We start from the raw sequence: 22,634 nt of genomic DNA on the forward strand, positions 1-22,634 counted from the left end.
GTGGTTCGACCCCCTGGACGCGACCAGCTGGAGGAGCCGTGCCGGTGCCGAACATCGACGAGCCGGACCTGGCCGACATCCAACTCGGCCCCGTCCTGCACGCCCTGAGCGACCCGACGAGGCTGGCCGTCGTCCTCCAGATCCAGGCGGACGGCGAGCGCTGCTGCGGCGCGCTGGCGGTGGACGTGGCGAAGTCGACCCTGTCCCAGCACCTGAGGGTGCTGCGGGAGGCGGGCATCACCCGGACCCGGGCGTGCGGGAACCAGCGGTGGGTCTCCCTGCGGCGGGACGACCTGGAAACCTTGTTCCCGGGCTTGCTCGACGTGGTCCTGAGAGCCGCGGACCGCCGCCCTTCGCGCGTGCCCGGGTGAGAACTCCTCGGACCCGCTACGGCGAGGCGCGTTGCTGGTCGACCTCGGTGTGCTTAGGCTGCGCCCAGGCAGAGGACTAGGGATCGGGAAGGCGATGTCGACACCGGAGCACGCGGGCCAGGCGTGGGGTCCCCCACCGCCGCCGCCCACGCCGAGGTCCGGTGTGCCGCGCGCCTCCGTGGAGCTGAGCCTCGCCCCGCACGCGGCGCCGGCCGACGAGGACGCCGCCGAGCAGGCGGTGGGCGACATAGGCCCCACCGGACGACCGCTGCGCTACGTGCCCGAACCTCCCCTGATCGCCCACCACGGACCCGCGAAGATCCTCGCGATCTGCAACCAGAAGGGCGGGGTCGGCAAGACCACCTCGACCATCAACCTCGGCGCGGCCCTGACCGAGTTCGGGCGCCGCGTCCTGCTGGTGGACTTCGACCCCCAGGGGGCGTTGTCGGTCGGGCTCGGCGTGCACCCGCACCAGCTCGACCAGACCATCTACAACGTGATCATGGAGCGGGACGTCACCGTCCGGGACGTGATCATGCAGACCCCGGTCGAGGGCATGGACCTGCTGCCCTCCAACATCGACCTGTCGGCGGCGGAGATCCAGCTGGTCTCGGAGGTGGGCCGCGAGCACACCCTCGTGCGCACCCTGCGACCGGTGATCGACCACTACGACTACGTCCTGGTCGACTGCCAGCCGTCGCTCGGCTTGCTCACGGTCAACGCCCTCGCGGCGGCTGACGGCGTCCTCATCCCGCTGGAGTGCGAGTTCTTCAGCCTGCGCGGGGTCGCCCTGTTGATCGACACCATCGAGAAGGTCAGGGAGCGGTTGAACCCGAAGCTGGAGATCACCGGCATACTCGCCACCATGTACGACCCGCGCACCCTGCACTCCCGCGAGGTGATGGCGCGCGTGGTGGAGGCGTTCGGCGACGTCGTGTTCGACACGGTGATCAACCGCACGGTCCGGTTCCCGGAGACGACCGTCGCCGGCGAGCCGATCACCAGATGGGCCCCCCGCTCGGCGGGCGCCAAGGCCTACCGCGCGTTGGCGCGCGAGGTGATCGCCCGGTGACCCGACGCCCATCACTGCCGGGCGCGTCCGAACTGTTCCGCCTCACCAGCCCGTCAGCGCTCGATGCCGCCGTGCCGGAGCAGTCGACCGTGCCCGAGCAGGCCGCCGTCCGTGAGGAGTCGGCTGTGCGCGAGCAGTCGGCTGCGCCGGAGCCGTCGGCCGAGTCGGCGCCGCGGCGGGGGACGGGGCGGCAGAAGCACTCGACGAAGATCACCGTGTACGTGTCCGACGAGGAGCTGCTGGCGCTGGAGCACGCGCGCCTGGCGCTGCGCGGTGAGCACGGGCTGGCCGTGGACCGCGGTCGGGTGGTGCGCGAGGCCATCGCGATAGTGCTGGACGACCTCGAAGAGCACGGCGGCGACTCGCTGCTCGTGCGCAGGTTGCGCGAGCAGTGACCGGGGACGTTTCCGCGGAAGAGGTCCCCGACGGTCGTTTCAAGGTCCGGCTGACGAACTTCGAGGGTCCCTTCGACCTGCTGCTGCAACTGATCTCGCAGCACACGCTGGACGTCACCGAGGTGGCGTTGCACCAGGTCACCGACGACTTCATCGCCCACATCCGGGCGCTGGGCGACCAGTGGGACCTCGACGAGACGACCGAGTTCCTGGTCATCGCGGCCACCCTGCTGGACCTCAAAGCGGCCCGCCTGCTGCCCGCCGGCGACGTCGAGGACGAGGAGGACCTGGCGCTGCTGGAGGCGCGGGACCTGCTGTTCGCGCGGCTGCTGCAGTACCGGGCGTACAAGCAGGTCGCCGCGCTGTTCGGCGAGCTGGAGCAGGGCGCGTACCGGCGCTACCCGCGGTCGGTGGCGCTGGAGGAGCGGTTCGAGGGGCTGCTGCCCGAGGTGATGCTGGGCGTGGACGCCCGCCGCTTCGCCGAGATCGCCGCGGCCGTGTTCCGGCCCAAGCCGCCCAGGACGGTGTCCACCTCGCACGTCCACCAGCACCGGATCTCGGTGCGCGAGCACGCCTCGGTGCTGCGGGAGTTCCTGGCCGCGCGCGGGACGGCGACGTTCGCCGAGGTGGTGGCGGAGTGCACGGAGACGATCGAGGTGGTGGCGCGGTTCCTCGCGCTGCTGGAGCTGTACCGGGAGAAGGCGCTCGCGTTCGAGCAGCCCGACCCGCTGGGTGAGCTGCGCATCACGTGGGTCGGGGGGACCATCGAGGAAGCCGAGGCGGAAGCCCGTGACGAGGACGAGGAGTACGGGTGACCGAGCAGCCCGAGACCCAGCTCGACCAGCAGCCCGAGCAGGGGTCTGAGCAGGAAGAACTGCCCTTGGAGGCGGTCGAGGACAGCGGGTTGCCGGACCTGAGCGACGACCGCGAGTTCGAGGGCGCCCTGGAGTCCGTCCTGCTGGTCGTGGACACGCCGATCGACGAGAAGCAGCTCGCCGGGGTGTTCGAGCAGCCCGTGAGACGCGTCACGGCAGCCCTCAAAGCGCTGTCCGCGCGCTACACCGAGCAGGGCAGCGGCATCGACCTGCGTAGAATCGGGGAAGGCTGGCGGTTCTACACCAGGGACCGCTTCGCGCCATTCGTGGAGAAGCTCCTGCTGGACGGTCAGCGCGCCAAGCTGACCCGGGCCGCGCTGGAGACGCTCGCCGTCATCGCCTACCGGCAGCCGGTCACCCGGGCCAGGATCGCGGCGGTGCGCGGGGTCAACGTCGACGGCGTCATCCGCACGCTCGTCGCGCGCGGGCTCATCGCCGAGACCGGCACGGACTCCGACACGGGTGGCATCCTCTACCGCACGACCGAACTGTTCCTGGAGCGGTTGGGGCTGTCGTCGCTGGACGACCTGCCCCCGATCGCTCCCCTGCTGCCCGAAGTGGATGCGATCGACGATGTCTGACCAGGGACCCGAAGGGATTCGGCTCCAGAAGGTGCTCGCCAAGGCGGGCATCGCCTCGCGACGGGTGGCCGAGGAGCTGATCGAGATGGGCCGCGTCGAGGTGGACGGCGAGGTCGTGCGCGAGCAGGGCCGCCGGATCGACCCCGACAAGGCGATCGTGCACGTGGACGGCGTGCGCGTGGTCCTCAAGGACGACGTGATCACGCTCGTGCTCAACAAGCCGCGCGGCGTCCTGTCGACCATGCACGACGAGCAGCACCGGCCGTGCGTCGGCGACTACCTGGCGCACCGCAAGGAGCGGCTGTTCCACGTCGGCCGGCTCGACGCCGACACCGAGGGCCTGCTGCTGCTGACCAACGACGGCGACCTCGCCCACCGGCTCATGCACCCCTCCTACGGGGTGACCAAGACCTACCTGGCCGAGGTGCCGGGACCGGTGGCCAAGGACGTCGGCAAGCGGTTGCGCGCGGGCATCGAGCTGGAGGACGGGCCGGTCAAGGTCGACTCGTTCAAGCTCGTCTCCTCCGCGCCGGGGCGCGCGTTGGTGCAGGTGGTCCTGCACGAGGGGCGCAAGCACATCGTGCGCCGGCTGCTGGAAGCGGTCGGCTACCCGGTGCAGAGCCTGGTGCGCACCGCGGTCGGCGAGGTCCAGCTGGGCAACCAGCGGCCGGGGTCGATGCGCGTGCTCAACCGGCAAGAGGTCGGCTCCCTGTACAAGGCCGTCGGGCTGTAGGTCGCCCGAGTCGCAGGAGGGGCGTTCGACGGTCTCCCCCTGAACCCGTCGAACGCCCCGACACATGACTACGGCACCCGGGTTGTTCAGTGTCAGGACGTGGACGCTGAACAGCTTTCTCTGAACAATCGACCCCCCTGGCGGAGGGGGAGCGATGGCCAGATCGGAGAGCCCGTTAGCGTGCGGCTGGCGGCGGTGACCGGGAAGGCCGCGACCGCGCTGGCCCGCGAGTTCGCCGCCTACCCGGAGAACCTGCACCTGCGGGTCCGGCAGACCGTGATCGGCGGGGACGACGACCTGCTGCTGGTCGTGGACCAGTTCGAAGAGGTCTTCACGCTGTGCGTCGACGACGCCGAGCGGTCGGCGTTCCTGGCCGCTTTGACGACCGCGGCGTCGGCTGAGAGCAGCCGGACCCGGGTCGTGCTGGGTGTGCGCGCGGACTTCCTCGGGCACTGCGGGCGGTATCCCGAGCTGGTGGACGCGTTGCGCGGCGGGCACGTGCTGGTCGGGCCGATGGCCGCGGACCAGTTGCGGGAGGCGATCGTCGAGCCCGCCCTGGTCGTGGGCTGCAAGGCGGAGACGGCGCTGGTCACGAGGCTGGTCGCGGACGCGGCCGGGCGGCCCGCCGCGTTGCCGCTGGTGTCGCACGCCCTGCTGGAGACGTGGCGGCGACGGCGCGGGGTGGCGTTGACGCTGGCCGGCTACGAGGAGGCCGGTGGGGTCGAGCACTCCATCGCGCGCAGCGCGGAGGCCGTCTACCTGGGCATGTCCGACACCGACCGGGCGGTGGCCAAGCAGGTGTTCCTGCGGCTGATCGCGGTCGGCGACGACACCGGCGACACCAAGCGCCGGGTCCGGCGTGACGAGGTCGACCACCCCGAGGTGCTGTCCGCGTTGGCGGCGGCTCGGTTGGTGGTGCTGGACCGGGACACCGTGGAGCTGGCGCACGAGGCGCTGATCCGGCGATGGCCCCGGCTGCGGGACTGGATCGCCGAGGACCGGGCCGGCCTGCGGGTGCAGCGGATGCTGACGGACGCGGCGGACGTGTGGGAGTCGTTGAAGCGCGATCCGGGGGCGTTGTACCGGGGGACGCGGTTGGCGTTGGCCCAGGAGTGGGCGGCGGGTGGCGCGGAGCTGACCGCGGCCGAGCGGCGGTTCCTGGACGCGAGCACTGCGGCGGAGCTGGCGTCTACTGCGGCGGAGACCCGGCGGACGCGGCGGTTGCGGCGGTTGGTCGCGGTGTTGGGTGTGTTGCTGGTGTTGGCCGGGGTGTCGACGGTTCGGGCGTTCCGGGCGGAGCGGTCGGCGACCGAGCAGCGCAACATCGCGTTGGCGCGGAAGGTCGTGAACGAGGCGGAGGCGTTGCGCGACTCCGACCCGGCGTTGGCGGCGCAGTTGACCTTGGCGGCGCATCGGCTCGCGCCGCTGCCGGAGACGCGGGACGCGTTGTTGGGGGTTTTCAGCACGCCTTACGCGGTGCGGTTGGAGTCGGTGCGGGAGGTCGCGGTCAGCCCGCACCGGTCGGTCGTGGCCGTGGTGGAGGAGGGGACGCGGCGGGACGCGTTCTTGTACGACATGTCCGATCCGCGGCGGCCGGAGCGGTTGGCGGTGGTGGACCGGCAGCCGGGCGGCGTCGATGCGCTGGCGTTCAGCGCGAACGGGAAGGTGCTGGCCACGGCTGGTGGGTCGGTGGCCGTGGTGTGGGACGCGGAGGACGGTCGCAACCCGGTGCCGGCGGCGAAGGTTGACGTCGGGGCGCCGCCGGTTGCGCTGGCGTTGTCGTCCAACGGGCGGTTCCTGGCGGTTGGGCATGTCGACCGCGGGCCGCGGGTGTGGGACGTGTCCGATCGGGCCAATCCGCGGTTGGTGGCCGATCTGGAGGGCGGGTCGTCGCGGTCGCTCGCCTTTTTGACCGATCAGGTGCTGGTTGTGGCCGATGGGTCGCACGCGCGGGCGTCGCGGGTGGTGGATGGTGGGTTTGTCGAGTTCGCTGCCCATGACGGGTGGGTGAACGCGGTCGCCGTCGCTGATGACGGGCGGCTGGTCGCGGTGGCGGGGACGGATCGCCGGGTGGAGCTGTGGGACCTGGCCGAGTTCGCGCGGCCGGTTCGGGTGGCGGTCGTCGAGCACGCTGACACCGTCACCGCGCTGGCGTTCAGCGCTGACGGGCGGATGCTCGCCACCGCGGGGGTCGATCGCACCACCAAGTTGTGGGATCTGACCGAGCGGTCACTCCCGGTTGAGATCGCGGTGCTGGAGGGGCATGCGGGCGTGATCAGCGCGGTCGGGTTCCCTGCCGGGGGTCGAGGGGTGCTCACGGCGGCGGCGGACGGGACGGCCCGGCTGGTCGACGTGTCGGATCTGCCGATCGTGCAGTCTTCGCAGATCCGGACGTTGGTCGTGAGTCGGGACCGGGACCTTGCCGCGACGCTCGACGTGGGTGGGGTGTTGCGGCTGGTGGACATCTCGCAGCCTCGTGGGCCTCGGACGGCTTGGCCGCTGACGCGGCACCCCGGGCGGGTGCGGGCCGCGGCGTTGAGCGTGGACGGCGAGCACGTTCTGACCGTGGGCGAGGACCAGCGGATGCGGCTGTGGCGCACCGCCAACCCGGCGGCCCCGGACCTGGTCGGCGAGGTGACCGGCGGTGCCCTGCTCAGGGACGGCACCCTGGTCAAGAGCGGGCCGCACCTGGCGGTCGAGTCGCCCGACGGTCGGACGGTGTTGTTCGACCTGGACTCCGCGGGGGGTGCTGCTGGGGCCGTCGCTGGCCTTGGTCGGGCCGGAGGACGGGCGGGTCGCGGTGGTCGCGGTCAGTCCGGACGGGCGGCGGATGGTGATCACGCGTGCGGCGGGCGGTGTCCAGGAATGGGACGTCTCCGACTCGTCGCGGCCCCGACTGTTGACCGACGAGTACTACCGGCTGTGGCCGGGGCCGGCGTCGGTGGCGCTGGGCGCCGAGGGCGACCGGGTCGCGATCCAGGAGAACGGGGACGCGGTGCTGGTGCCGTTGGGGGGTGAGCCGAGGACGTTGGCGGCGGACGCGCGGTCGGTGACGGTGAGCGGAGAGGTCGCGGCGGTGGCCGGGGCGGACGGGAAGGTCCGGCTGTTCGACGTGTCGGACCGCGACGCGCCGCGGGGGATCGGTGTGGTGCGGGCGCATCCGGGGCCGGTGGCGGAGGTGCGGTTCGCCGGGGACGGGCACACGTTGGTCACGGCGGGTGGGACGGAGATCCGGTTCTGGGAGACGGACGTGAACCTGGTGGTGGAGCGGATTTGCGGGGCGGGGCACGGGTTGGGGGAGGACGATTGGGCGCGGCACTTCCCGGACGTGCCCTACGCGCCGCCTTGCGCCCGGTCGTAGTGGCCAGGAGCGTGCCGGCGCGTGGTAACGGTTGCCGCGCGGCGTGGAACAGGGATGATTCGTGACTGTGATTTCTCGTGCACGCATTGTCGCGGCGGGGGAGGAGTCTCTAGATTGAGCCGGGTTGGCTGGGGTTGATCAACTGGAAGTAGGCGTTGCGCGTGCGTGCGCTCACCCGAGGACTGCTCGGTGTGGCCGGGTTCCTCGTCGTCTGGGAGCTGTTCGGCCGGTCGCGGCTGGTTCCCGCGGAATACCTCCCACCGCCGTCCGTGGTCGGTGTGGAGTTGGTCAAGTTGTTGGGGGACGAGGGTTTCCTGCGCGATGTCATCGCGACCGTCCTCGCCCTGCTGATCGCGGTGGGACTGTCCATCGCGATCGCCGTCCCGCTGGGACTCGTGCTGGGCAGCGTCCCGGCCGTGCGGCACGCCACCCGGGCGGTCGTGGAGTTCCTGCGGCCGATCCCGTCGGTGGCGTTGATCCCGTTGGCGGTCCTGCTGCTGGGCATCGGGCCGGAGATGAAGATCACGCTGGCCGTGTACGCGGCCGTGTGGCCGATCCTGTTCAACACGATCTACGCGCTCGACGAGCTGGACCCCCTGCTCGTGGAGACCGCGCGCGTGTTCGGGACCGGGCGCGTGCGGGTCCTGTTCTCCGTGGCGCTGCCCAGCGCGTTGCCGTTCGTGCTCACCGGCATCCGGTTGGCCGCGACGACGAGCCTGGTCGTGCTGGTCAGCGTGGAGCTGCTGGCGGGCGGTTCGCGCGGGCTCGGGCAGTTCATCATGGAGGCGCGCAGCGGTGGCGGGCGGATGGACCTGGTGCTCGCCGGCACCGTGGTCGCGGGCGTGATCGGGTTCCTGCTCAACGAAGGGCTGGAACGCGCGCAGCGCCGGTGGGTCTCCTGGAGCACGGTCACCGGAGGACGGTCATGACCAGGTTCTTCCAGCGGTGGGCCGTGTTCATCGGCCTGGTCGTGGTGTGGGAGCTGGCGACCTGGTTCGCCGACGACCCGTTCTTCCCGCGCCCCACCGAGATCGCCGAGGCCGCGCACACCCTGTGGTTCTCGGGTCCGTTGTTGTTCACCGACAACGTGTACGAGCACGTGCTGCCGAGCATCGGCAGGTTGCTCGCCGGTTGGGGTGTCGCCGCCCTGATCGGCATCGCGCTCGGTGTCGCGCTCGGCCGTTCCACGACGGCCATGCAGTTCGCCGGTCCGCTGCTGACGTTCATGCGCTCGATCCCGCCACCCGCGCTGGTGCCGGTGTTCCTGCTGGTGTTCAACGTCGGCACGCAGATGCAGCTCGCCACGATCGTGTTCGGCGTGCTGTGGCCGATCCTGCTCAACAGCGTCGACGGCGCCCGCTCCGTCGACGCGACGAAGTACGAGACCTCGGCGGTGTTCCGCATCCCCAAGGCGCAGTGGGTCCTCGGTGTCGTCCTGCCGGCCGCCGCACCGAAGATCTTCGCCGGGCTCCGGGTCAGCCTGTCGCTGTCCCTGGTGCTCATGGTCGTCTCCGAACTGGTCGGCACCGACAACGGGATCGGGTCGCAACTCCTCGTCGCCCAGCGGGAGTTCGACTTCCCCGACATGTGGGCCGGGATCGTCCTCTTGGGAGTCCTCGGCTACGCCCTCAACACCGTGCTCCTCGCCTTCGAACGCCGGGCGCTGGCCTGGCAGCCCAAGGCTTCCGAGGGGCGCACCCCCGCGACGGTGGAGGAATGACATGACCGCGATGCTCTCCGTGGCCGAACTCGGCCACACCTACCAGGCGAAGGACGGCGCCCACACCGCCATCGACGACCTGACGTTCACCGTCGGCGCCGGCGAACTGGTGTGCGTGGTCGGCCCGTCCGGCTGCGGCAAGTCCACGCTGCTGCGCACGATCTCCGGCCTGATCCGGCCGACCCGCGGCGAGATCAGCCTGCACGGCGACGCGGTCCACGGCGTGCCCGACGACCTGGCGGTGGTCTTCCAGGACTACAGCCGCTCGCTGTTCCCGTGGCTGTCGGTGCAGAAGAACGTGGAGTTCCCGCTGAAGCGGTCGCTGGGCCGGGCCGAGCGCCGGGCGCGGGCGGCGGAGGCGTTGGAGTGGGTCGGGTTGTCCGGTGCTTCGCGGAAGTACCCGTGGCAGTTGTCGGGTGGCATGCAGCAGCGCGTGGCCATCGCGCGGGCGCTGGCGTACCGGCCGGCGTTGCTGCTGATGGACGAGCCGTTCGCGTCGGTGGACGCGCAGACCCGGTTCGAGCTGGAGGACCTGCTGCTGAAGGTGAAGGCCGAGCACGACACGACCGTGCTGGTGGTGACGCACGACATAGACGAGAGCGTGTACCTGGGGGACCGGATCCTGGTGCTGTCGTCGTCGCCGGCGTCGGTGGTGGCGGACCTGCGGGTGGACCTGCCGGCGGTGCGCGACCAGATCACGACGCGGGAGTCCGAGGCGTTCGTGGCGCTGCGGGCGGAGGTGGCGCGGCTGCTGAACGTGGGGAAGGCGTCGGAGGCGGTCCGGGCCCGGCGGGCGGCGGACGAGGAGCAGGCCGCCAAGTGGGCGGAGGCCGAGCGCGCCGAGGCGTCGCGGGCCGAGGCTTCGCGGGTGGATGCCGAGGACCGGGCGGCGACTTCGTAGGGCTTCGTTGGTTCGCGGACGGGTTCGTGGACGGGTTCGTGGGACGGGTTCGCGACGGGCGATCTCCGGGCGGGCGGCACTGGTGCCGGGCCGGTCGGGGGTCGCCCGTTCGTCGTTGTGGGGCGGCTGGGTGGGGCCGTTGCGGGCGCGGTGGGCGACGCTGGCGTGGCGGGCGCGGCTGGGTGCGGCGGTGTGGCTGGGCGCTGCCGGCGGGACTGGCGGGCGGCTGTGGTTGGGCGTTGGTGGCCGGTGTGGTTTCGGCGAGGTGTCGCGGCCAGGGTGCCGGTGCGGCGGCCAATTGCATTGTCTGGCAAGGGAATTGGGACGGGCGAATCGATGTGGCCGGCGGCGGTGCCGGGTGGGGCGGGGGTCGCCCGTCATTCCTCAGAGCGGGTCGGGAGCCGGCCGCTGGCCCCCGATTTCCATTGTCCCACAGGGGTACGACATTCCGGTTGTCGCGCCCCCGGGGGTAATTCTCCCGCCGGGGTACGACAAAATTGCGGATCGTCGTGAGCGGTCGAAGTCCGCGGATCACGGGCCGACGTAGTTTTGGGCGAAATAGCCCGCCGACGAGCCGGACGCGATGAGGTGTTCCAGCCTCGCCTGGCCCAACCGGCTCAGGAACGGCTCCGGCGAGCGGTGGATCATGAAGACCATCCACTGGGAGAACTCCTGGGCGCGCCACACCCGGCGCAGGCACACCTCGGAGTACGAGCGGAGGCCCGCGTCATCCCCCGTTCGGGTGTACTCCATCAGTGCAGTGGCCAGGACCTCGGCGTCGTGGAGGGCGAGGTTCATCCCCTTGGCCCCCACGGGCGTGATGATGTGCGCGGCATCGCCCAGCAGGTAGAGGTTGCCGTGGTTCATCGGTTCGACCACGTAGCTGCGCATGTCCAGGATGCGCTTCTCGATAATGCGACCTTCCGTCAACTTCCAGTCCGAGTCGCGCAACGCCAACCGCTTGTGCAACTCCGCCCACACGCGCTCGTCCGGCCAGTTGTCCACCGTGTCGTCCACGGGAACCTGGAGGTAGTACCGCGAAACGGTGGAACTGCGCAGCATGTGCCCGGCGAAACCGTCGGGGTGCAGGGCGTAAATCACCTTGTGCGTCGACGGCGGCGCCTCCGCGAGGATCGACAGCCACTCGATGCCGTGCTGGTGCGAGAACTCCTGCACCGCGCCCTCGGGGATGCTGCGCCGGGTCACGCCGTGGAAGCCGTCGGCGCCGGCGATGAACGAGCAGTCCAGGCGTTCCCGCACGCCCGACTCGGAGGTCCAGGTCAGGTACGGCGAGGACGTCTCGATGTCGTGCAGCTCCACGTCGGTCACGGAGAACCGGACGTCCCCACCGCTGTCGGTGAACGCCCCCACCAGGTCCCGCACGACCTCCTGCTGCGGGTACACGTAGTGGGTCTGCCCGTCGTAGAGCGACGAGTAGTCCACCTCGTGGGCCTGCCCGTTGACCCGGAACTCGCACGCCCCGTGCCGATCCGCCTCTCGGAGCAACCGGTCGGCCAACCCGTGCTCGGCCAGCATCCGGACCGCGCGGTGCTCGATGACGCCCGCGCGCGGCCGGGTCTCGATGTACTCGCGGGTGCCTTTTTCCAGTACCACGCAAGGGATTCCACCTTGGCGGAGCAGGTTGGCCAAGGTCAGGCCGGCCGGCCCGGCGCCCACGATTCCCACCGGACGGAGGTTGCTCTGTCCGGCCCATTCCCGATCAAGCTCACTCACCGAGCACTCCAACCTCTGGACAGCCTGTGCAAAGATGCTCACCGAAGGTAGTGGATCAGCCTTCGAGTGTCGGTCGACTGGGGTCTTGTCGAACCATCAAAGTCACTTTGAGTGGTTCTTCCAGGGCCACGGTCGCCCGTGCATCCTGCCCCCGCAATGTCGCCACTCCAACAGGAGATGCCCCCCATGACTCGAAGAGTCGGCCTCTCGGCACGAAGGATCATCGCCGGTCTGTCCGCGCTTGCGATGCTCGCGGTGGTCTCCGGCTGTGGTCTGCTCGGCGGTTCCGAGGAGAAACCCGCCGACGCCGCACCGGGCAAGGTCGAAAAGACCAAGATCAAGCTTGGTCTGCTCCCGATCCTCGACGTCGCGTCGGTCCACGTCGCGATCAAGAAGGGTTACTTCAAGGAAGAGGGTCTCGAGGTCGAGCCGGTCAACGTGCAGGGTGGCGCCGCGGCCATCCCGGCGCTGATCAAGGGTGACCTCGACATCACCTTCGGCAACTGGGTCTCGTTCTTCACCGCGCAGAGCAAGGACGCGGCCAAGGCGGTCGACGGCCTGAAGCTGATCAACGACGGCTACCAGGCCAAGCCCGAGATGTTCCTGATCCTCACCGGGCCGGACTCGACCATCAAGTCGCCGAAGGACCTCGCGGGCAAGACCATCGCGATCAACACCTTCAAGAACATCGCCGAGCTGACCGCGAAGGCGACCCTGGAGGCCAACGACGTCGACCCCAAGACGGTGACCTTCAAGGAGTTCCCCTTCCCGGACATGGAGGCCGCGCTCCAGAACAAGACCGTGGACGCCGCGTTCATGGTCGAGCCGTTCATCAGCAAGGCCCAGCGCACGATCGGCGCGATCACCGTCCTGGACGCCGCGTCCGGCCCGACCGACAACATCCCGGTCGCGGGCTACGGCACCACGGGCAAGTTCGCCAAGGAGAACCCCAACACCGTCGCCGCGTTCCAGCGCGCGATGGCGAAGGGCCAGCGCGACGCGGCCGACCGGCCGACCGTCGAGCCGCTGCTGGTGGAGTACGCCAAGGTCGACAAGGAGACCGCGAGCCTGGTCCACTTCGGCGAGTTCCCGACCACGCTGGACGCCACGCGCCTGCAGCGGGTCGCCACCCTGATGAGGACCTACGGCTTGTTGGAGAACGACTTCGACGTCAAGCCGATGTTGGTCACATCGGGCTCGGGTAGTTGATCCGCCGGGAGGGGGAGCGGCACCGCGCGAACGGCTCCCCCTCCCGGTGTTTCCCGGCCGGGTCTGTGCGGTGAAAAAACCGTGAACCGGGGTTAGCGTTCGTTTAGTCCGTCTCGCATGGGTCTGCGGGACAATGGTTGATTTGCAAAATACCGCGTTCCTCGTCCGAACGGCGGTATGACTCCCGGCGGTTTTCCACCAAGATCCACCGGGTTTGTAGGGATGTGTTGTCAACTGGCTGGGGGGCTGGGGAGTGTGCTGACGGTGCGCGGTCACGACGACCACGCCTCCGGGAGAGAACCGGAGCGGATCCAACTCGACGAGGGCGTCGCGGCAGCCGGCCCGCCCGACTCGGGTCCGAGCACAGGCACCGCGCCGTCCGCCGACCGGGGCATCTCCCGGTGGCGCCTGCGCAACTGGAGGCTGCGCAGCAAGCTCGCCGTGGTGCTCCTGGTGCCCGCGCTGAGCACGCTCGCCCTCGCGGGCCTGCGGCTCAACACCCAGCTCGACGACGTCGAGCTGTTCGGCAAGGTCGAGCGCGAACTCGAGCTGTCCGCCCAGGCCGCCGCGGTCGCCGACGCGCTGCAGCTCGAACGCGACGCCGCGGTGTGGTTCGTCGCTGGCGGCCGGGCCGACAACAGCGCCGAGCTGGTCACGCGGTCGGCCAAGGTGGACGCCGAGGTGAGCAAGTACCGCGAGGTCGCGCGGTCCACCACGGGCGTCGAGGACAGCGTGCGGGAGGCGTTCGACAGGTCCCTCCAGTCGCTGGACGGCCTGCCCTCGCTGCGCAACACCACGCTGACCACCCGCTACCCCGACATCTCGGTGGCCAGCGCCTACACCCAGATCCTCAGCGCGCTCGCCCAGGTCCACCGCGCGACCGCGAGCAGCCTGAGCAACGAGACGATCACGCCGCTGGCCGGCGCGAACCAGGCGCTCTACAGCGCCAAGGAACAGCTGTTCCAGCAGAACGCGATCCTGCTGTCCACGGCCAAGCGCGGCGAGTTCGCGCCCGGCCAGGTCAACGCCCTGCGCGCCGCCCAGTCCCGGTTGGACGCCGCGCTCACCGACTTCGCGGTCACCGCGAGCCAGGAGAACCGGCAGCGGTTCTCCGACGTCGTGTCCGGCGCCGCCGTGGACGCCCGCAACCGGCTCGTGCAGCTCGCCCTGGTGCAGCAGGACGAGTCCGGCGAGGTGTCCATCTCGGACGCCGAGGTCATGCGCGTCGGCGAGGAGACCGCCGGTCTCATCCGGACGGTCGCGCTCAACATCGAGCAGCAGGCCGACGCGGAGGCCGTGCGGCTGACCGAGGAAGCCCGCGGTGCCGCCTGGCGCGACGCCGCCCTGGTCGCCGTGGCCCTGCTGGTCGCGTTCGCCCTCATGGCCTTCGTCGCCCGCTCGATGCTGACGCCGCTGCGCATGCTGCGCCGCTCCGCCATGGACGTGGCCCGCAACCGGCTGCCCGAGGCGATCAAGCGCATCCGCTCGCACCGCGACCCGGAGCGCGCCGCCGAGGAAGCCCTGGTGCCGGTGCCGATCCACACCACCGAGGAGGTCGGCCAGGTCGCGCGGGCGTTCGACGCGGTCCAGCGCGAAGCCATCCGCCTCGCGGTCGAGCAGGTGGCGCTGCGCGCGAACGTCAACGACATGTTCATCAACCTGTCCCGCCGCTCGCAGGCGCTGGTGGAACGCCAGATCACCGTCATCGACCGGCTGGAGCAGGACGAGCAGGACCCCGACCAGCTCGCCTCGCTGTTCGAACTTGACCACCTGGCCACCCAGATGCGCCGCAACAGCGAGAACCTGCTGGTGCTCTCCGGCACCACGGTCAACCGCCGCGTCACCCGGCCGGTCCCGATCTCCGAGGTGCTCGGCGCGGCCGTGTCCGAGGTCGAGAAGTACGCCCGCATCCAGATCGCGCCCGCGCCGGAGCTCAAGGTGCAGGGCCGCGTGGTCAACGACCTCGCGCACCTCATCGCCGAGCTGCTGGACAACGCGACCGCGTTCTCCAAGCCCTCGACCAAGGTCACCGTGCGGGCCATCGAGACCCGGCGCGGCGAGGTGTCCATCCGCATCCACGACCGCGGCGTCGGCATGCAGGAGCAGGACATCGTCGAGGCCAACACCAAGCTCGCCGACCCGCCCGAGGTCGACGTGTCGGTGGCCCGCGAGATGGGTCTGTACGTGGTCGGCCAGCTCGCCAAGCGGCACGAGATCCGGGTGACGCTGAGCAACAACGACGACATAGAGGGTGGTGTCACCGCGCAGGTCGTCCTGCCGGTGTCGCTGCTGCACCGCGGCCCCGAACCGGCCGCGCCGCGCCCCGCCGTGCCGCCGCGCCAGGCCGACCCGTCCGTCGAGGACAGCGGTGTCGGCGTGCTGGCCGGCGTGCCGAAGTGGACGCCCGACCAGTTCGGCCCCGACCGGATCGCGGGCGACCGGTACGCGCCGCCCACCGAGGTGACGCCCGCGCCGTTCCCGCAGCCGGTGGCCACGCCCGCGGACGACAACAACTTCTTCCAGGTGGAGCAGTCGCCCGCGACGGACCTGTTCACCGCCACGGTCACCGAGACCCTGCCGCCCAAGCCGGGCGCGCCCGACTACAGCTACCCGGGCGTGTCGAGCCCGCCGAAGTCGCTGCCGCCCGCGGTCGAGGAGGAGGACGACGCCTCCACCCAGCGGCTGCCGATCTACGAGGACGTGCTGTCCCGCTGGTTCCAGGGCACCGAGGCGTCGGAGGCGCACGTGCGCGGTGAGCTGCCGCCGGAGACCGAGGCCGAGAAGACCATGTTCGCCGACCGCGTCGACCTGGTCGGCTCGGACGAGTCGCCCGCCGAGCGCACCATGTTCGCCGACCGGGCGGAACTGGTCGGCGACGACAAGCCGGAGAAGGTGGAGCGGGTCAGCCCGCAGCCCACCGCGGCCGGCCTGCCCAAGCGCGCGCCCGCACCGTCACCGGTGCCCGCGTCCACCCCGACCTCCGGCTGGGGTCCCGCGGACGACGGCTGGTCGGTCGCGAGCAACGTGCTGAAGTCGGCCGTGGAGGACACCACCAGCGCCGGCCTGCCCAAGCGCACCCCCAAGGCGCGCCTCATGCCCGGCTCGCTCAGCGCACCCCCGCCGCGGGCCGGCGCCCCGGCGCACACCACCAACGGCAACGGCGCCGCACCCGCCGGCACCGCGACCGCCGTCGCCACCGCACCGCCGCGCCGGTCCGCAGACCGCCTGCGCCAGCGGTTCGCCACCTACCAGCGCGGTGTCCAGATGGGCCGCGAGTCCGCTGACGACAACGGCCTGCCCTGGGAGGGCTTGTCGTTCGACAACGCAGACAACAAGGAGCAGAAGTGACCACCGCAGCCGAAGAACTGGACAACTTCAGTTGGCTGGTCGACGACTTCGTGAACCGCGTCGCGGGCGTGGCCCACGCGATCGTGGTCTCCGCGGACGGCCTGCTGCTCGCGTCCTCCGAGCGCCTGCCGCTGGACCGGGCCGAGCAGCTGGCCGCCGTCGCCTCCGGCCTGGTCAGCCTCAACCTCGGCGCGGCGCGCTGCTTCGAGGCCGGTGACGTCAAGCAGACGGTCGTCGAGATGGAGCGGGGCTACCTGTTCCTGATGTCGATCTCCGACGGCTCGTGCCTGGCCGTGCTGGCCGCGCCGAACTGCGACATCGGGCTCATCGGCTACGCGATGACCCGGCTCGTGGAGCGGGTGGGCGTCCAGCTCACCCCGGAGATCCGGTCCCAGCTGCACGTCGCCATGCGTGGTTAGTCCTCCTTCGGTCCTAGGGAAAGTGGAAGCAACATGAGCGGCGGACGAAGCCTGTCGGTCACGTCGACCAAGATCGTGGTCGCCGGCGGGTTCGGCGTCGGGAAGACGACGTTCGTCGGTTCGGTGTCGGAGATCGTCCCGCTCACCACCGAAGCGGTGATGACCGAGGCGAGCGTCGGCGTGGACGACCTGACGAACACGCCGAACAAGATGACCACCACGGTGGCCATGGACTTCGGCCGCGTGTCCCTGGACAGCGACCTGATCCTGTACCTGTTCGGCACGCCCGGGCAGCACCGGTTCTGGTTCATGTGGGACGACCTGGTGCGGGGCGCGATCGGCGCGGTGGTCCTGGTGGACACCCGGCGCCTGTCCGACGCGTTCGCCTCGATCGACTTCTTCGAGGACCGCGAACTGCCGTACGTGGTGGGGGTGAACTGCTTCGACGGCCTCCTGCACCACCGCATCGAGGACATCCGGGAAGCGCTCACGATCGACCCGTCGATCCCGATCGTGCCCTGCGACGCCCGCAACCGGCAGTCGACCAAGCAGACCCTGATCACCCTGGTGCAGCACGCCATGCGCCAGCCGACCTTCGCCTGATCTCCGCGCATCGCTTTCGGGAAGACCTCGCCGCTCACGGCGGGGTCTTCCCTTTGCGGCTCGGAATACGGGGATATTGGCGCGACCGGGCGGGTTCCGGTGCGCCACACTCCCGGCCATGCCCGATTCCTACGAAGACGTGGACCTCGCCTCCCTCTACGACACGATCAACGTCTGGGGGCCCAGCGACGACTTCTACCTCGACCTGGTCATGGCGGCCGAGTCCGTGCTGGACGTCGGCTGCGGCACCGGTCTGCTGCTGAAGACCGCGCGCGACCGGGGCCATCGGGGCAGGCTGGTCGGGCTCGACCCGGCCACCGGGATGCTCGCCCAGGCCCGCACCCGCGACGACGTGGACTGGATCCAGGGCGACCTGTCGACGGTGTCGTTCGACCGGGAATTCGACCTGGTCTTCATGACCGGCCACGTGTTCCAGATCTTCACCACGGACGAGCAGGCCTCGGCGGTGCTGAGCGCCGCCCGTCAGGCGTTGCGGCCCACCGGCCGGCTCGCGTTCGAGTCGCTGAACCCGGAACCGATGCCCTGGCGCAACTGGGTTCCGCGCAACGCCTCCACCTACACCGCCCCCGACGGCACGGACTTCCGCGTGGTGCACGACATCGTGTGGGAGGACGGGGACCTGGTGCACCTCACCGAGACCTACGAGGGGCCGCGTTGGTCCGAGCCGCAGGTCGACCAGGCCACCATGCGGTTCGCGTCCGTCGAGAAGATTGATCAATTGTTGGCCGGGAACGGGTTCGAGGTCGAGCGGCGCTACGGGTTCTGGGACCGCTCTCCGTACGCTCCGGCCAGCAAGGAGATCATCACGGTCGCAACGCCGCGTCCGCGCCCGGCTGATCACTGATCACCAGTGCGCCGGTCGCCCGCAGCATCGGCACCACCGCCGCCAGCGCCCCGCGCGCGAGCGGCTCGTCCGGCGGCTCCGCGAGTTCCACGCCGTGCAGGACGTGCCGCTCCACCAGGGCGAGCTCGGGCAGGCTGCACGAGAAACCGTGCAGCAGGCGGCGGACGCCCATGTCCGCCAACGTGGTCAGGTTGTCCTCCACGACGTCCGGTCCGCCGACCGGCGCGTGGGCGTCCAGGCTCAGCCACAACCGTTGCGGCGCAAGGGAAGAACGGTCGAGAGCGGTGCGCACGACGGCGGCCAGGTCCGGGTCGCGGGACTGGTCGGCGGACAGCCGCACGACCACCGGCGTCTCCTCGACGGCGGCGAACGCGCACGCCTCCTCCAGCAGCCACGTGCCGAGGTGGCCGCTCAACCCGAGTTCGTCCGCGAACTCCAGGCAGTCCTCGTGCCCCACCACGCCGAACTCGGCCTCGTCCCAGCGCAACCGGGCCGCGTACGCGAGGCGTTCGCCGGACGGCCGGAGGACCGGGCGGTAGTCGATCGCGATCTCACCGAATTCCAAGGCACCTGGCATAGTTGCGAGCAGCGAAAGGCGCTTGCGGTCGCGTGCGTCCTCACCGGCGTCGTAGATGCCCCACTGGCCCTTGCCGCCGCTCTCCGCGCGCCGCAACGTGCTGTGCGCCTGGCGCAGCAACGCCATCGCGTCCACGCCGCGCGCGGCCGTCCGCACGAACCCCATGCCCGCCGAGACCGCGACCCCGTGACCGGACAGGTGCACCGGCTCGGCCAGCGCCTCGTCGATCGCCGCCGCGAGCGCGGAAATGCTTGGTGTGTCAGGGGAATCCTCGATCAGGATGACGAATTCGTCGCCGCCGATCCGCGCCACGGTCGCCTTCTCGCCCACGACCACGGCCGACAGCCGACCGGCGACGACCTTGAGCAGTTCGTCGCCCGCCTCGTAGCCGATGCCGTCGTTGACGATCGCGACGCTGTCCACGTCGAGGTAGCACAACGTGATCGAGCCGGGCTTGCCCAGGACCTCCTCCAGTTTGGGCAGGAAGCTCTGGCGGTTGGGCAGGCCGGTGAGCACGTCGTGCAGGGCTTGGTGGCGCAGGTATTCGCGGAGCACGCGTTGTTCGGTGACGTCCTCGATCACCGCGACCCGGTACCGCGGCCGGCCGTCGGAGTCGTGCACGGTCGACAGGGCCACGTTCGTCCACATCGGATCGCCGCCCGGACCGGCGAACTGCTGCTCGAACCGGACCTCGTCGCCCGCCGACCACGCCGCCCGCAACGCCGCCAGGTCACCGGGTTCGAACACGTTCTCCGCGTCCGCGCCGGACGCGCCCGCGGGTTGTTCGGCGGCGTCGGGGACCTGGCGCAGCATCCGCACCAGTGCGGGGTTGACCTCGACCACCGCGCCGTCCCGGTCGAAGATCGCGATGCCCACCGCGGAGGAGGCGAACACCTGCCGGAACCGCGCCTCGCTGTCGTGGAGGGCGTGTTGCGCCTGTTCCAGCGAGAGCAGCAGGGACGTCCGCACCTTCTCCTGCTCGGTGAAGATCTGCCGGCGCACCGCGTTCGCGTAACCGGCGGCGACCGCGGCCAGCACGCTCGCGACGTGCTCCGGTGACGCGCCGGTCAGCGCGGGCAGGGCGCCGCCGAGCACCTCGACCGTGCTGCGCAGGCTGTTCAGGCCGGTGAAGCGGGCGTCGACCAGCCACTCGCCGACCTCGTCGCCCTTCGTCGTCGCGTCGGGCCCGGTAAGGACGTCGAGCCGGCGGGCCAGGTTCGCCTGGATCTTCGCGCGCGACAGCGGGGCGTAGGCGCTGTCCACCAGGACCTGCGTCCACCGCGCCACGACCTGGGCGCGCGTCGGCGCCACCCCGGGAGGCTCTCCCGCGGCGCTCTCGCGTGGTGCGTGTCCGGTCATGGTGGGGTCGCCCGGCGGCGGTGGCGAAGATCAGGTCGGCAAATCTTGCGTACCCCGACCGCGCCGAGTCAAGGCTTGCGGCCGACTACCGCGTACAGGTTGGCGCGACCCGGGTCGTCCGGCACGTCCTCGGGTGATTCCGGCCGCCACTCCGGCGTGAACACCAGGCCCGGCTCGACCACGTCGAAGCCGTCCATCATCGCCAGGACCTGCTCGCGGGTGCGCGGCGTGATGGGCTCGGCGGTCTGCTGGAAGATGTCCGCGCCCGCCGCCATCGCCTGCGGCATCCGGTCGGGGGTGAAGTGCGACAGGGCGAGGTAGCTGCCCGGCGCGAGGGCGTCGCGGTAGCGGGCGAGGACGCCCCACGGGTCGTCTTCGTCGGGGATGAACTGCATGACGCCCACCGCGAGCAGGCCGACGGGCGCGTCGAAGTCGAGCAGGGACTTCGCCTTGGCCACGACCGCTTCGGGTTCGCGCAGGTCGGCCAGGATCGCGGTGGCGCGCGGGTTGTCGGCCAGGAGCAGTTCGGAGTGCTTGATGGCGACCGGTTCGATGTCGACGTAGACGACCCGGCAGTCCGGGTTGGCCTCCTGGGCGACCTCGTGGACGTTGCCGACGGTGGGGATGCCCGAGCCGAGGTCGAGGAACTGCGTGATGCCCGCGTCGACCAGGGCGAGGGCGGCGCGGCGCAGGTAGGAGCGGTTGAGCCGGGCCATGTCGCGCACCGGCAGCACCCGGATGAGCGCTTCGGCGGTGTCCCGGTCGGCGGCGAAGTTGTGCCCGCCGCCCAGCAGGTAGTCGTAGATGCGGGCCGAGCTGGGAAGCTCGACGTCGACCCCCTCCGGCGCCCAACTCACCCGGTCGACCACCGCGCACCTCTTTCACCCGTGAGGAGATCGAAGACCGAGCCACTTTAGCGACCAACCCCACGCGAACGAACCGCCCGGGGCTTGGTTTTCACCCGTACGCGGTCACTGGGTTGTGTTTGCCCCGTCGCGGGAACACGTCCCGCGACGGGGCTAGACGCAGACCCAATCGGTCACCACGGCGTTCCCACCGGCATCGATGCGGAACCGCACGGGTCCCGGCGGCGGTGGTCCGAGCAGGAAGCAGCCCAACTCGTCCAACTCGGTCTCCTCCACCGGTCCGGACGCGGTGAGCAACTCGACCCGTCCGGCGCGGGCGGGCAGGACCTGTCCCGCGATCCCGGCCTCGGTGACCTCGACCTGGACCGAGATCCCTTCGGCGTCGAACACCAGTTGCCGCGCGGTGGCGGCGGCTCGGGCGCGTTCGGCGAGCTGGCCGTCGAGGATCGAGTCGTAGCTGGTCAACAGCATCAGCTCGGCGTCGACCGTGCGCCACGTGAACGCCGCACGCGCTGCTTCGGCGAACTCCGGCGGCACGTCCCGCGCTTCGGCGAGAGCGGCACGGAGCTCCGCCAGCAGGACCTCGTCACTCTCCCACCCGAACTCCGACCCCGTCACCACCGCACCCACCTCCTCGTCCTCGTCGTTGTCCTCGTCGTTGTCCTTGTCCGCCAAGCCCCGCCACTCCCACCCTCAGGTGCTTCCCCCGACCAGTCCCACTCCGTTCTTGGCGTTCGCGACCGTCCCCGTCCCGGTCTCGGTTCCCGTTTCCAGGAATCGAACGACGGCCGGCGTCTTGCGCAACTTGTCCAGGCACCGGATGCGGGTCGGGCCGATGCTGCCGACCGGCATGGCGAGCTGCTCGCTCACCTTCGCGTAGGTCGGCGGCGGGTCCGTCATGAGCTTGGCCAGCAGTTCCCGGCACTGCTCGGACAACAACCGGAACCCGTCCCGCAGGGCCTGGAACCGCTGGGCGGTGTCGATCTCGTCGTCGAGGTCCGCGACGACGTCCACCGAGCCCGCCTGCTCCTCGTCGGCCAGGGGGTCGAAGGGCTGCGTGCGCTGCTGCATGCGCAACATCCGCAGGCACTCGTTGCGGGTCGTCGTGGAGATCCAGCCGGGCAGGGCGTCCGGGTCGCGCAACCGGCCGATCTGCTCGACCAGGCGCAGCCAGAGCGTCTGGTTGACGTCGGCAGCGTCCGCCGGCCGCAACCGGTGCTTGTAGATCACCGACAACACCAACGGCGTGTACCGCTCGACGATCTCGTTCCACGCGCGCTGATCGCCCTCGGCCGCCGCGTCCACCAACGCGGCGATCGGGGATGCAGGGGTCACGTCCCCTCCCGGGCTCGACCATTCTCGTAGCTTCCACACACTACGGAGCCCCCAGCCCCACCCCAGATACCTCCCACCCAATCCCGCCCAGATGGCCCCACCCCCACCCCAGCATCCACCCCTCACCCCGAACCTCTCGCCCGCCCCTGCCCCGCGCCCGCCGCCCCCCACCCCGCGGCCCACGCCCCCCGTTACCTTTTTCGTAGTTCCTGATCAAGGAGCTGTGGTCGCCGGGTCCGGCATGACTGACGCCCCCAGTCGAAGGCATGATCCGGGGGGTGGTGTCACCGGACCCGGTGGCATCGCCGGA

At 70.6% G+C, this 22,634-nt stretch carries 21 protein-coding genes; 16 read left to right on the forward strand and 5 right to left on the reverse strand.

Annotated elements, in window-relative coordinates; genetic code table 11:
* Positions 1 to 44: 44 nt before the first annotated feature.
* The 11 genes from RIN75_RS39550 to RIN75_RS39600 all read left to right on the forward strand — a co-directional run bounded on the left by RIN75_RS39550 (position 45) and on the right by RIN75_RS39600 (position 10,009).
* Positions 45 to 371: a metalloregulator ArsR/SmtB family transcription factor gene (locus RIN75_RS39550; protein WP_309117238.1), complete on the forward strand. Its 327-nt coding sequence runs from the start codon at positions 45 to 47 to the stop codon at positions 369 to 371.
* Positions 372 to 465: 94 nt separating this feature from the next.
* On the forward strand, positions 466 to 1,443 hold the full coding sequence (locus RIN75_RS39555) for an AAA family ATPase (protein ID WP_309117239.1): 978 nt from the start codon (positions 466 to 468) through the stop codon (positions 1,441 to 1,443).
* Positions 1,440 to 1,838, forward strand: coding sequence for a hypothetical protein (locus RIN75_RS39560; protein ID WP_309117240.1), 399 nt, complete (start codon positions 1,440 to 1,442; stop codon positions 1,836 to 1,838). The genes RIN75_RS39555 and RIN75_RS39560 overlap by 4 nt, the downstream gene beginning before the upstream one ends.
* Positions 1,835 to 2,653 (forward strand): segregation/condensation protein A, encoded by an 819-nt coding sequence (locus tag RIN75_RS39565; protein WP_309117241.1) that lies wholly within the window; start codon positions 1,835 to 1,837, stop codon positions 2,651 to 2,653. Before RIN75_RS39560 ends, RIN75_RS39565 begins: the two co-directional genes overlap by 4 nt.
* A complete protein-coding gene (scpB, locus tag RIN75_RS39570) occupies positions 2,650 to 3,294 on the forward strand; it encodes an SMC-Scp complex subunit ScpB (protein ID WP_309117242.1) in 645 nt (214 codons plus the stop codon). Before RIN75_RS39565 ends, scpB begins: the two co-directional genes overlap by 4 nt.
* A complete protein-coding gene (locus RIN75_RS39575) occupies positions 3,287 to 4,027 on the forward strand; it encodes a pseudouridine synthase (RefSeq protein WP_309117243.1) in 741 nt (246 codons plus the stop codon). Before scpB ends, RIN75_RS39575 begins: the two co-directional genes overlap by 8 nt.
* Before the next feature lie 195 nt (positions 4,028 to 4,222).
* Complete coding sequence (locus RIN75_RS39580) at positions 4,223 to 7,045, forward strand: WD40 repeat domain-containing protein (protein WP_309117244.1); 2,823 nt, start codon at positions 4,223 to 4,225, stop codon at positions 7,043 to 7,045.
* Entirely contained in the window at positions 7,023 to 7,388 is a 366-nt protein-coding gene (locus RIN75_RS39585) for a hypothetical protein (RefSeq protein WP_309117245.1), read from the forward strand. The genes RIN75_RS39580 and RIN75_RS39585 overlap by 23 nt, the downstream gene beginning before the upstream one ends.
* Before the next feature lie 161 nt (positions 7,389 to 7,549).
* Positions 7,550 to 8,317, forward strand: coding sequence for an ABC transporter permease (locus tag RIN75_RS39590; protein ID WP_309117246.1), 768 nt, complete (start codon positions 7,550 to 7,552; stop codon positions 8,315 to 8,317).
* The gene (locus RIN75_RS39595; protein ID WP_309117247.1) at positions 8,314 to 9,108 is read left to right on the forward strand and encodes an ABC transporter permease; all 795 of its coding nucleotides are present in this window, start codon (positions 8,314 to 8,316) and stop codon (positions 9,106 to 9,108) included. Before RIN75_RS39590 ends, RIN75_RS39595 begins: the two co-directional genes overlap by 4 nt.
* Position 9,109: 1 nt before the next feature.
* A complete protein-coding gene (locus tag RIN75_RS39600; protein ID WP_309117248.1) occupies positions 9,110 to 10,009 on the forward strand; it encodes an ABC transporter ATP-binding protein in 900 nt (299 codons plus the stop codon).
* Between the two features lie 531 nt (positions 10,010 to 10,540).
* Here the strand turns inward: RIN75_RS39600 and RIN75_RS39605 are convergent.
* Complete coding sequence (locus RIN75_RS39605) at positions 10,541 to 11,785, reverse strand: 4-hydroxybenzoate 3-monooxygenase (RefSeq protein WP_309117249.1); 1,245 nt, start codon at positions 11,783 to 11,785, stop codon at positions 10,541 to 10,543.
* Between the two features lie 144 nt (positions 11,786 to 11,929).
* On the opposite strand from RIN75_RS39605, the gene RIN75_RS39610 reads away from it, so the two are divergent.
* From RIN75_RS39610 to RIN75_RS39630, 5 genes are all read left to right on the forward strand, one after another.
* Positions 11,930 to 12,952: an ABC transporter substrate-binding protein gene (locus RIN75_RS39610; protein ID WP_309117250.1), complete on the forward strand. Its 1,023-nt coding sequence runs from the start codon at positions 11,930 to 11,932 to the stop codon at positions 12,950 to 12,952.
* Positions 12,953 to 13,216: 264 nt separating this feature from the next.
* Positions 13,217 to 16,300 (forward strand): nitrate- and nitrite sensing domain-containing protein, encoded by a 3,084-nt coding sequence (locus tag RIN75_RS39615; protein WP_309117251.1) that lies wholly within the window; start codon positions 13,217 to 13,219, stop codon positions 16,298 to 16,300.
* Complete coding sequence (locus tag RIN75_RS39620; RefSeq protein ID WP_121227397.1) at positions 16,297 to 16,719, forward strand: roadblock/LC7 domain-containing protein; 423 nt, start codon at positions 16,297 to 16,299, stop codon at positions 16,717 to 16,719. Before RIN75_RS39615 ends, RIN75_RS39620 begins: the two co-directional genes overlap by 4 nt.
* A gap of 33 nt (positions 16,720 to 16,752) precedes the next feature.
* Positions 16,753 to 17,322, forward strand: a complete 570-nt coding sequence (locus tag RIN75_RS39625) for an ATP/GTP-binding protein (protein WP_309117252.1) — start codon at positions 16,753 to 16,755, stop codon at positions 17,320 to 17,322.
* 118 nt (positions 17,323 to 17,440) lie between these two features.
* Positions 17,441 to 18,187: a class I SAM-dependent methyltransferase gene (locus tag RIN75_RS39630; RefSeq protein ID WP_309117253.1), complete on the forward strand. Its 747-nt coding sequence runs from the start codon at positions 17,441 to 17,443 to the stop codon at positions 18,185 to 18,187.
* On the opposite strand, the gene RIN75_RS39635 is transcribed toward RIN75_RS39630, so the two are convergent.
* From RIN75_RS39635 to RIN75_RS39650, 4 genes are all read right to left on the reverse strand, one after another.
* Complete coding sequence (locus RIN75_RS39635) at positions 18,147 to 20,075, reverse strand: diguanylate cyclase domain-containing protein (protein ID WP_309117254.1); 1,929 nt, start codon at positions 20,073 to 20,075, stop codon at positions 18,147 to 18,149. The two genes, RIN75_RS39630 and RIN75_RS39635, sit on opposite strands and share 41 nt — an antisense overlap.
* Positions 20,076 to 20,191: 116 nt before the next feature.
* Positions 20,192 to 20,992 carry an SAM-dependent methyltransferase gene (locus tag RIN75_RS39640; RefSeq protein WP_309117255.1) on the reverse strand — a complete coding sequence of 267 codons (801 nt, stop codon included), beginning with the start codon at positions 20,990 to 20,992 and terminating at the stop codon, positions 20,192 to 20,194.
* A 150-nt stretch (positions 20,993 to 21,142) separates the two neighbouring features.
* Complete coding sequence (locus tag RIN75_RS39645; RefSeq protein ID WP_309117256.1) at positions 21,143 to 21,664, reverse strand: hypothetical protein; 522 nt, start codon at positions 21,662 to 21,664, stop codon at positions 21,143 to 21,145.
* An 18-nt stretch (positions 21,665 to 21,682) separates the two neighbouring features.
* The gene (locus RIN75_RS39650) at positions 21,683 to 22,324 is read right to left on the reverse strand and encodes a sigma-70 family RNA polymerase sigma factor (protein ID WP_309117257.1); all 642 of its coding nucleotides are present in this window, start codon (positions 22,322 to 22,324) and stop codon (positions 21,683 to 21,685) included.
* Positions 22,325 to 22,634: the final 310 nt, after the last annotated feature.

It is taken from the genome of Saccharothrix sp., from assembly GCF_031180885.1.
In the GTDB taxonomy this organism is placed as follows: domain Bacteria; phylum Actinomycetota; class Actinomycetes; order Mycobacteriales; family Pseudonocardiaceae; genus Actinosynnema.